At 73.8% G+C, this 10,364-nt stretch carries 9 protein-coding genes; all 9 read left to right on the forward strand.

What is annotated here, in order from left to right; all coding sequences use genetic code 11:
* The first annotated feature begins 17 nt into the window (after positions 1-17).
* The 9 genes from hutU to ACZ49B_RS35675 all read left to right on the forward strand — a co-directional run bounded on the left by hutU (position 18) and on the right by ACZ49B_RS35675 (position 10,249).
* Positions 18-1,682 (forward strand): urocanate hydratase, encoded by a 1,665-nt coding sequence (gene hutU / locus ACZ49B_RS35635; RefSeq protein ID WP_030296944.1) that lies wholly within the window; start codon positions 18-20, stop codon positions 1,680-1,682.
* Between the two features lie 35 nt (positions 1,683-1,717).
* Positions 1,718-2,908, forward strand: coding sequence for an allantoate amidohydrolase (locus ACZ49B_RS35640; RefSeq protein WP_468314491.1), 1,191 nt, complete (start codon positions 1,718-1,720; stop codon positions 2,906-2,908).
* The gene (locus ACZ49B_RS35645; RefSeq protein WP_468314465.1) at positions 2,899-4,239 is read left to right on the forward strand and encodes a formimidoylglutamate deiminase; all 1,341 of its coding nucleotides are present in this window, start codon (positions 2,899-2,901) and stop codon (positions 4,237-4,239) included. Before ACZ49B_RS35640 ends, ACZ49B_RS35645 begins: the two co-directional genes overlap by 10 nt.
* Positions 4,240-4,328: 89 nt before the next feature.
* Positions 4,329-5,507: an imidazolonepropionase gene (hutI, locus tag ACZ49B_RS35650; RefSeq protein WP_468314468.1), complete on the forward strand. Its 1,179-nt coding sequence runs from the start codon at positions 4,329-4,331 to the stop codon at positions 5,505-5,507.
* Between the two features lie 158 nt (positions 5,508-5,665).
* Positions 5,666-6,337, forward strand: a complete 672-nt coding sequence (locus ACZ49B_RS35655) for an LPXTG cell wall anchor domain-containing protein (RefSeq protein WP_468314471.1) — start codon at positions 5,666-5,668, stop codon at positions 6,335-6,337.
* Positions 6,338-6,354: 17 nt separating this feature from the next.
* A complete protein-coding gene (locus tag ACZ49B_RS35660; RefSeq protein ID WP_468314474.1) occupies positions 6,355-7,341 on the forward strand; it encodes a COG1470 family protein in 987 nt (328 codons plus the stop codon).
* A gap of 32 nt (positions 7,342-7,373) precedes the next feature.
* The gene (locus tag ACZ49B_RS35665; protein WP_468314494.1) at positions 7,374-8,429 is read left to right on the forward strand and encodes a hypothetical protein; all 1,056 of its coding nucleotides are present in this window, start codon (positions 7,374-7,376) and stop codon (positions 8,427-8,429) included.
* Between the two features lie 14 nt (positions 8,430-8,443).
* Positions 8,444-9,754 (forward strand): hypothetical protein, encoded by a 1,311-nt coding sequence (locus ACZ49B_RS35670; RefSeq protein ID WP_468314477.1) that lies wholly within the window; start codon positions 8,444-8,446, stop codon positions 9,752-9,754.
* Positions 9,755-9,898: 144 nt separating this feature from the next.
* Positions 9,899-10,249 carry a hypothetical protein gene (locus tag ACZ49B_RS35675; RefSeq protein ID WP_468314480.1) on the forward strand — a complete coding sequence of 117 codons (351 nt, stop codon included), beginning with the start codon at positions 9,899-9,901 and terminating at the stop codon, positions 10,247-10,249.
* Positions 10,250-10,364: the final 115 nt, after the last annotated feature.

The following is a 10,364-nucleotide window of genomic DNA, read 5'->3' on the forward strand; positions in this document are numbered from 1 at the left end:
TCGGAGGAGGCACCGCCATGTCAGGACCCCGCCCCGTACGTGCTGCGCGAGGCACCGAGCTCAGCACCCTGGGATGGCAGCAGGAAGCCGCCCTCCGGATGCTGCAGAACAACCTCGACCCCGAGGTCGCCGAGCACCCCGACAAGCTCGTCGTCTACGGCGGCACCGGCAAGGCGGCGCGCGACTGGCGCTCCTTCGACGCGATGGTCCGCACCCTGCGCACCCTCAAGCAGGACGAGACGATGCTCGTCCAGTCCGGCCGCCCGGTCGGCGTGATGCAGACCCACGAGTGGGCGCCGCGCGTCCTGCTCGCCAACTCCAACCTGGTCGGCGACTGGGCCAACTGGGAGGAGTTCCGCCGCCTGGAGCACCTCGGCCTGACCATGTACGGCCAGATGACGGCCGGCTCCTGGATCTACATCGGCACCCAGGGCATCCTGCAGGGCACGTACGAGACCTTCGCGGCCGTCGCCGCCAAGAAGTTCAACGGCACCCTCGCGGGCACCATCACCCTGACCGCCGGCCTCGGCGGCATGGGCGGCGCCCAGCCGCTGGCCGTGACGATGAACGACGGCGTCGCGATCTGCATCGACGTCGACCCGCGCGCCATCGAGCGCCGCATCGAGCACCGCTACCTGGACGTGAAGGCCGACAACCTGCGGCACGCCCTCCAGCTGGCCGTCGAAGCCCGCGACGCCCGCAAGCCGCTCTCCATCGGCCTCCTCGGCAACGCCGCCGAGCTGCTCCCGCAGATGCTCGCCGAGGGCGCCCCGATCGACATCGTGACGGACCAGACCTCCGCCCACGACCCGCTCGCGTACCTCCCCGTGGGCGTCGACTTCGACGACATGGCGGCGTACGCGGCCAAGGACCCGGCCGGCTTCACCACGCGGGCCCGCGAGTCCATGGCGAAGCACGTCGAGGCCATGGTCGGCTTCATGGACGCCGGCTCCGAGGTCTTCGACTACGGCAACTCCATCCGCGGCGAGGCCCAGCTGGCCGGCTACGACCGCGCGTTCGCCTTCCCCGGCTTCGTCCCGGCGTACATCCGCCCGCTGTTCTGCGAGGGCAAGGGCCCGTTCCGCTGGGCGGCCCTGTCCGGCGAGGCCTCGGACATCCACAAGACCGACAAGGCGATGCTCGAGCTCTTCCCGGAGAACGAGTCGCTGCACCGCTGGATCAAGATGGCCGGCGAGCGCGTCCACTTCCAGGGCCTGCCGGCGCGCATCTGCTGGCTCGGCTACGGCGAGCGCGACAAAGCCGGCGAGCGCTTCAACGAGATGGTGGCCGACGGCACCCTCGCCGCCCCGCTGGCCATCGGCCGCGACCACCTCGACTGCGGTTCCGTGGCCTCCCCGTACCGCGAGACCGAGGCCATGCTCGACGGCTCCGACGCGATCGCCGACTGGCCGCTGCTCAACGCCATGGTCAACGTCGCCTCCGGCGCCTCCTGGGTCTCGATCCACCACGGCGGCGGCGTCGGCATGGGCCGCTCGATCCACGCGGGCCAGGTCACCGTCGCCGACGGCACCAAGCTCGCGGGCGAGAAGATCCGCCGCGTCCTCACCAACGACCCGGGCATGGGCGTCATCCGCCACGTCGACGCGGGCTACGACATCGCCGAGTCGGTGGCCGACGAGCGCGGCGTCCGCGTCCCCATGCGCGAGGGCGACGACGCGTGAGCGACAACCCCGCAGGGGCGGCCTCGTTCCACGGCATGTGGAACGAGCTCGCCCCCATCGGCCGCCACGCCGACTCCGGCGGATACCGCCGCTACGCGTGGACCGGTGCCGACGCCGACTGCCGGACCTGGTTCCAGGCGCAGGCGGAGGCCCGCGGCCTCGCGTACGAGACCGACCGCAACGGCAACCAGTGGGCCTGGCTCGGCGACCCCCTCGCCGGTGACGCCGTCGTCACCGGCTCCCACCTGGACTCCGTGCCCGACGGCGGCGCCTTCGACGGCCCCCTCGGCGTGGTGTCCTCCTTCGCGGCCCTGGACGAACTCCGCAGGAGGGGCGCGGAGTTCGCCAGGCCCCTGGCCATCACCAACTTCGGTGACGAGGAAGGGGCCCGCTTCGGCCTCGCCTGCGTCGGCTCCCGGCTCGCCGCCGGGCAGCTGACCAAGGAGAAGGCGTACGAGCTCCGCGACGCCGACGGGATCAGCCTGCCCCGGGCCATGGAGGCCGCCGGGTACGACCCCGACACCATCGGGGCCGACCCGGAGCGCCTCGCCCGCATCGGCGCCTTCGTCGAACTCCACGTCGAGCAGGGCCGGGCGCTGGACCTGTCCGGCGACGCCGTCGGCATCGCCTCCGCGATCTGGCCGCACGGCCGCTGGCGGTTCGACTTCCACGGCGAGGCCAACCACGCCGGCACCACCCGCCTCGTGGACCGGCGCGACCCGATGCTCACGTACGCGGCGACCGTCCTGGCCGCCCGTACGGAGGCGGCCCTCGCCGGTGCCGTCGCGACCTTCGGCAAGATCGCCGTCGAGCCGAACGGGGTCAACGCCATCCCGTCCCTCGTCCGCGGCTGGCTCGACTCCCGCGCCGCCGACCAGGCCACCCTCGACGGGGTGGTCACCGCCATCGAGAAGGCCGCCCGCGAGCGCGCCGACCAGGACGGCATCGACCTGGCGATCGTCCGGGAGTCCTTCACCCCGGTCGTCGAGTTCGAGCACGCGCTGCGCGACGAGATGAACCGGATCCTCGGCGGGGCCGTTCCCGTCCTCGGTACCGGGGCGGGACACGACGCCGGAATCCTCTCCGCGGCCGTGCCGACCGCGATGCTGTTCGTACGGAACCCGACCGGCGTCTCCCACTCGCCGAAGGAGTTCGCCCCCGAGGACGACTGCGTGGCCGGTGTCCTGGCCCTGGCCGACGTACTGGAAGGACTCGCGTGCCGTTGAAGACGTACTGGTTGGAACACGCCTGGCTCGGCACCCACGTCGAGCCGGGCGTTGCCCTCGAGGCGGGCGCCGACGGGCGGATCGCGGCCCTGCGGACCGGGGTGGACGCCCCGCCGCCGGGGGCCGAGGTGCTGCGCGGCCTGACCGTCCCCGGGCTGGCCAACGCCCACAGCCACGCCTTCCACCGGGCGCTGCGCTCGCTGGTGCAGGTGGGCTCCGGGACCTTCTGGACCTGGCGCGAGTTCATGTACCAGGTCGCCCAGAACCTCACCCCCGACACGTACTTCGCGCTCGCGCGCGCGGTGTACGCCGAGATGGCGCTGGCCGGCATCACCAACGTCGGCGAGTTCCACTACGTCCACCACGCGCCCGGCGGCGCCCCGTACGCGGACCCCAACGCCATGGGCGAGGCGCTGATCGAGGCGGCCGCCGAGGCGGGCATCCGGATCGCGCTGCTCGACACGGCGTACCTGTCGTCCGGCTTCGGCCAGGCGCCGAACCCCCACCAGCTGCGGTTCTCCGACGGGACGGCCGACGCCTGGGCCGAGCGCGTCAGCGCCCTCAAGCCCCGCGAGCACGCCGTGATCGGCGCGGCGATCCACTCCGTGCGCGCCGTACCGGCCGCGCAGCTGGCCACCGTCGCCCGCTGGGCCGAGGAGCGGCAGGCGCCGCTGCACGTCCACCTCTCCGAGCAGACCGCCGAGAACGACGCCTGCCAGGCCGCGCACGGGCGTACCCCGACCCAGCTCCTGGCCGACCACGGGGTGCTCGGTCCGCGGACCACCGGCGTCCACAACACGCACCTGACGGACGTGGACATCGCGCTGCTGGGCGGGACGACCACGGGTACGTGCATGTGCCCCACCACCGAGCGGGACCTCGCCGACGGCATCGGCCCGGCCGGCCGGCTCCAGCGCGCGGGCAGCCCGCTCTCGCTCGGCAGCGACAGCCATGCGGTGATCGACCTGCTGGAAGAGGCGCGGGCGATGGAGCTCAACGAGCGCCTGCACAGCCGGACGCGGGGCCACTGGACGGCGAACGCGCTGTTGACGGCGGCCACCGCCGACGGCCATGCGGCCCTTGGCCTGCCCGACGCGGGGCGCCTGGAGGCGGGTGCGCTCGCGGACTTCACCACGATCGCCCTGGACTCCGTCCGTACGGCGGGGCCGCTGCCGAGGCTGGGCGCGGAGACGGCCGTCTTCGCGGCGACGGCCTCGGACGTCCGCCACACGGTGGTCGGCGGCCGCCACATCGTCCGCGACGGCGCGCACGCCCTCGTCCCGGACGTCCCGTCCGCGCTGTCCGAGTCCATCGCCGCCCTCAGAGGCTGACGCTTCAAACGCCGCGCGGGCCGGACTTGCGGAGCAAATCCAGCCCGCGCGGCGTTCGAGCGCCCGTGCGCACGAACCCGAAGGGAACCATGACCACCACCCTCGTCACCAACATCGGCAGCCTCGTCACCAACGACCCCGCCCTCGGCGACGGCAGCCCCCTCGGCCTCGTCCAGGACGCGGCCGTCGTCATCGACGGCGAGACCGTCGCCTGGGTCGGCCCCGCCGACAAGGCCCCGGCCGCCGACGCGGCCTTCGACGCGCAGGGTCGTGCCCTGATCCCCGGCTTCGTCGACTCCCACTCGCACCTCGTCTTCGCGGGCGACCGCACCGCCGAGTTCAACGCCCGGATGTCCGGGCGCAGCTACTCCGCCGGCGGCATCCGCACCACCGTCGCCGCCACCCGCGCCGCCACCGACGCCGAGCTCGAGGCCAACCTGCTGCGCCACCTCGACGAGGCCCGCCGCCAGGGCACCACCACGTTCGAGACCAAGTCCGGTTACGGCCTCACGGTCGAGGACGAGGCCCGCGCCCTGCGCATCGCCGCCGCGCACACCGAGGAGGTCACCTACCTCGGCGCGCACATCGTGTCCCCCGACTACGCCGAGGACCCGGCCGGATACGTCGACCTCGTCACCGGCGAGATGCTGGCGGCCTGCGCCCCGTACGCCCGCTGGGTGGACGTGTTCTGCGAGAAGGGCGCCTTCGACGGCGACCAGGCCCGCGCGATCCTCACCGCCGGCGCCGCCGCCGGCCTGATCCCGCGCGTGCACGCCAACCAGCTGTCCTACGGACCCGGCGTGCAGCTCGCCGTCGAGCTGGAGGCCGCCTCCGCCGACCACTGCACCCACCTCACCGATGCCGACGTCGACGCCCTCGTACAGGCCGCGGGCACCACCGTCGCGACGCTGCTGCCCGGCGCCGAGTTCTCCACCCGCGCCCAGTGGCCCGACGCCCGCCGCCTCATCGACGCGGGCGCCACCGTCGCACTGTCCACGGACTGCAACCCGGGCTCCTCGTACACGAGTTCCGTGCCGTTCTGCATCGCGCTCGCGGTCCGGGACATGCGGATGACCCCGGACGAGGCGCTCTGGTCCGCCACCGCCGGTGGCGCGCGGGCGCTGCGCCGCACCGACATCGGCCGGATCGCCCCCGGAGCCCGCGCCGACCTCGCCCTCCTGGAGGCCCCGAGCCACGTCCACCTGGCCTACCGTCCCGGTGTCCCGCTCGTCTCCGCCGTCTGGCAGCGGGGCGTCCGCGCTGCCTGAACCACCGTCGGCACACCCGGACATGGCCTGAATCCAGGCGGCCGAAAGGCCGTGGATCCAGGCCTGTCCTGTGTCTTCCCTCCGTAAGGTCCCGGGCGTACCTTGAGCCACCAATCTGATGTGTCGTCAGTAACTTGTGGCCCGAGGGGAAGACGAAGGTGACCGACCGGAAACGCTCCACCGCGCTTGCGCTGGCCTCCGCGCTGGCCGGAACGGCGGTCCTGCTGGCCGCCCCCGCAGCCCACGCGGACGTCGTCGACGTCGCGTACGACTGCAAGACCCCCATCGGGGACAAGTCGGCGGTGTCGCCCATCGACATCAAGGCCGTCAAGGAGGGCGACGGCTACAAGCTGACGATGACCTTCCAGAAGGGCGTCTCGTCCAGCCCCGTCGAACTCGGCAAGGGCGCGATGAGCCCCAGCGCCGTCATCATGGCCGACGGCGCGGAGAAGGTGTCCGTGCCGGTGTCGGGAGCGCCCAACCCCGAGGCGGTGCCCGCCAACACCCCCATCAAGATCACCGACCTTTCGGGCACCTACACGCCCAAGAAGAGCGGCAAGGTCACCTTCACCGCGGGCGTGCTCACCATCAAGGCGCTGGGGACCACCACCACCTGCACCCCCGGCAACAGCCCCAAGCCGTCCCTGGAGCTGGAGGTGACGGGCGCCGGGTCGTCCGGGGGATCCGGGGGCACCCCGGAAGACACCCTCCCGCAGACCGGACCCACCGACTCCGCCCTCGCCCTCGGCACCCTCGGCGGCACCGTGCTGCTCACCGGCGCCGCCGGTGTGCTCTGGCTGACCCGGCGCGGCCAGCGGGCCCGGTCCTGAACGGAGCACCCCCGGCCATGCCCGTGCTCCACACCCCCGGTTCCGTCCGGCGCCTGTGTCTCGCGCTGCTCGCCGCGGCCCTGCTGTACGGGTCCGCGGCGGGGGCCGCCGCGGACGAGCCCGGCTGGACCGCCGAGCCCGCCGCGGGCGGCGCCGCGGCGGCCCGGCCGTCCTTCTACCTCGCGGGCCCCGCCGGCACCGTCCTGGAGGACCGGCTGGCCCTGGCCAACACCTCCGACCGGGAGCGCACCGTCACCCTGCGCGGGGCCGACGCCTACAACACGGCGGGCGGCGCCTTCGCCGTACGCCCCGAACAGGAATCGGCCGGCGCCGGGTCCTGGATCAGCTTCGGGGCCGCCGCCACCGTGAAGATCCCGCCCCGCACCCGCGCGGTGGTCCCCTTCACCGTCACCCTGCCGCCCGCCGCCCTCCCCGGCGACCACCCGGCCGCCGTGGTCGCCACCGAGGACGGCCGCGAGGTGGGCGTACGGGTCGACCTGCGCGTCGGCGGCCCGACGCTGGCCGCCCTCACCGTCGAGGACGTCTCCGTACGCGGCAAGGGCGCCCGCGCGGTGATCGCGTACACGCTGGTCAACCGCGGCAACGTGGCCCTCGTCCCCGAACTGGCCCTGCGCGCCGAGGGACTCTTCGGCGACGTCCCGGGCCGGCCCGCCCGCGCCCTGCCGGTGGAGCTGCTCCCCGGCCAGCGGGTGTCGCTGACCGAGCCCTGGCCCGGCGCCCCGGTCCTCGACGACGTCGCCCTCACCCTCACGGTCACCGCCCCCGGCGCGGCCCCGGCCACCGCCACCGCCTCCGCGCGGTTCGTGCCCTGGGGGGTCGCGGCCTGGACGGGCGCCGGCCTGCTCGGCCTCGGCGGGGTCACCGCGGCCGCGCTGCTCCTCGTACGCAGCCGGCGCAGCCGCAGGGAGCCGCCGGCGTACGAGGAGCCCGTACCCGCGGGGAACCGGGCACCGGAACACGAGCTGACGGGAGCATCCAGGTGAGCGCCAAGGTCGGCGGAACGGTCCGCGGCAGGATGGGGGCCCTGCTCGCGGCGGGGCTGGCGGTGTGCGCCCTGGTCCTGCTCCCGGCCCCGGCCGCGGTGGCCGCCGAGGGCAAGCCCGCCGTGGCGCTCTCGCTCCAGGAGGCCGCCAAGGGCACGGAGATCACCGTCACCGGCACCGGCTGGCGGGCGAAGACCCTGGTGATGCTGCTGGTCTGCGGGCAGAACATGATCGGCGGCACCAACAGCTGTGCCAACGCCGACGGAACCGCGGTCTCGGTCGGCGACGACGGGCACTTCACCGCCCGGCTGCCCGTGGTGGCACCGCCCAAGCCGTGCCCCTGCGTCGTGAACGTCACCTCCGTCAACGGGGACCAGTCCACCGTCGCCGCGCCCCTGAAGATCACCGACCACCCGGTGGCCGAGCTGCCGACCGAGTCCGGCACGGCGCGCCTGGCGATGCTCACCGGGGTGCGGCTCGAGGGCGAGGACGGGGTGCTGACGTGGTTCGGCGCCCCGCCCGGCCGCACGTTCACGGTCACCGTCGGCAACCTCGGCTCGGCCCCGGTCAAGGACCCGGTCTTCCAGCTCGGCACCGCCCACGGGGTGTTCGCACCGTTGTGGGACGAGGTCCGGTGGAAGGGCACGATCCCGCCGGGCGGCAAGGCGGAGGTCCGGCTGGACGTCAGCCTCGCGGCGGGGGCCCACGGGGACTACACCGTCTCCCTCAAGTACGGCGACACGGTCGTGGCCACCCAGCCGTGGGGCGTGGACCGCCCGTACGGGGTGCTGCTGTTCTGGGGCCTGCTCCTGCTGGTGATCCCGGCCGCGGTGTTCCGGCTCGGCATGGCCGTCGTGGACAAGGTCCGGCCGCGTACGGCGCCGGCCGGCGGCCGCCACCGGGGCGCGCAGGCACCGGAGCCGGGCGCTTTCGAGGCCGGGCCGGCGGCGGCGCAGGACTCCCCCCAGACCACCACGGCGGTCCTGCCGTGGTTCACCCCGGACAGCGCGCCCGGGCCGAGATCCCCACACGCACCACAGGCGTCCGCACCGTCTGAGAACAGTCCGACGACGAAAGGACCTTTGTGAAGACCCAACGGAGGGTGAGCGCGGCCGTGATCGCGCTGCTGCTCGGCGGCGCCGGCATGGCCATCGGGGCCACTCCCGCCCAGGCGGCCGAGACCAAGTTCAACGTCAAGTGCGTGCCGCCGGCGGGCGGCGGCGACCCGGTGGAGGGCGAGACCACCGCCAAGGTCACCGCTCCGGCCTCGGCGAAGGTCGGTGACGAGGTCGACGTGTCCTGGGAGACCGTGAAGCCGGCCTCGAACAACACGGACCTGATGGACATCCCGCAGGACTCGGTCCAGCCCACCGGCTGGATCACGGTGGGCGGCGGGGGCGGCGAGCTGAAGGTCGTCGGAGAGAAGAAGAACCCGCCGATCCCCAAGAAGGCCCCCATGCAGATGTCCACGATGAAGGGGAAGCTGAAACTCACCAAACCGGGCAAGATCACGCTGACCCCCGGCAAGTACGACGTCGCGGTCACTTTCCCCTTCGGCACCTTCGTCACCAAGTGCGCACCCACGGGTGACGTGGGCGTCGGGGCCACCATCGACGTGGCGGCCGGCACCAGCGGCGGTACGACGAACGGAGGGTCCACGAACGGAGGGTCCACGAACGGCGGGTCCACGACCGGTGGGTCGACCAACGGCGGGTCCACGACCGGTGGCTCGACCAACGGCGGGTCCACCAGCGGGGGCGGCGGGGGCCAGACCGACTTCCCGGGCAAGCCCGTCGAGGTCGCCTTCGACTGCGGTCCGGTCGTCCCCGGGGGCATCAAGACCCCGGTCACGATCAACGCCAAGAAGAACGGCGGCAGCTACGACCTGACCGTCAAGACCGCCAAGGGCGCGATGGCCAGCCCGATGGCCCTGCCGGCGGGGGCCCTCAAGCCCTCGATGAACGTCAAGCTCGGCGGCGCCGACAGCGGCATGGTCAAGGTCTCCGGCCCGGCCAACGCGGAGCCGATCCCGGACAAGGCCCCGGTCAGCCTCAGCGACATGACGGGCACCTACAAGCCCGGCAAGACCGGCAAGGTCACGCTGAGCCCGGACCAGCTGACGATCGACGTCACGATGGCCCCCGGGTCCACGCCGATCAACGTGCCCTGCAAGGCGGCCAGCAGCGGCGTCTCGCTGGAGCTCGACACCACCGCCCAGGAAGGCGGCTCCGGCTCGCCGGCCACCACCGGCTCCACCACCGGCTCCACCACCGCCTCGGGCGGCCTGGCCGAGACGGGCGCCGAGGACGAGGGCGGCATCAAGGCCCTCGCCCTGGTCGCGGGCACGGTGATCCTGCTCGGTGGCGCGGTGTTCACCTTCACCCCGTGGCGCCGCCTGCGCGGCACGCGGTAGCCGCACCGGCACGAGGTACCGAAGCCGTGCACGTCCCCCGTACGGGTGTGGCGCGCACGGCTTTGCGGTTGCGGCGCCGCTGCGCCGGATAGCTTCGGCGGCCAGAGCGGAACGTCGGAATCCGCCGGAGGAACGGAGCCCCGCATGCAGCTCACGTCCGTCTTCGTGGCAGTGGCCGCCGCCTTGGCCCTGGGCGTGTCCGGCGCCCCGATCGCCGCGGCCGCGCCCGCAGGCGGCATGGACGGAGGCTGTCGCGCGACCGCCGACATGGACCGGCTGGGCCGGCCCAACGTCACCTCCGCCTGCAAGGGGCGCTTCCCCTCCGGTGCGGTGCACCGCGCCGTGATCACGTGCGACACGGTGCAGGGTGCGCGGGAGCACGTGGTCCGCCGCACTTACCGCAGCGGGTGGACGTCGACGGGATCGAAGGCCATGGTCGGCTGCGGCTTCAAGTCGTTCCTCGTGGGGTTCACCTCCGAGGTGAAGGGCGCCTGATCCCCTCCCGCCGTACAGCGCAGCGGGGGGGGGGGGGGGGGGGGGGGGGGGGGGGGGGGGGGGGGGGGGGGGGGGGGGGGGGGGGGGGGGGGGGGGGGGGGGGGGGGGGGGGGGG

Source organism: Streptomyces sp. NPDC031132 (assembly GCF_055570595.1).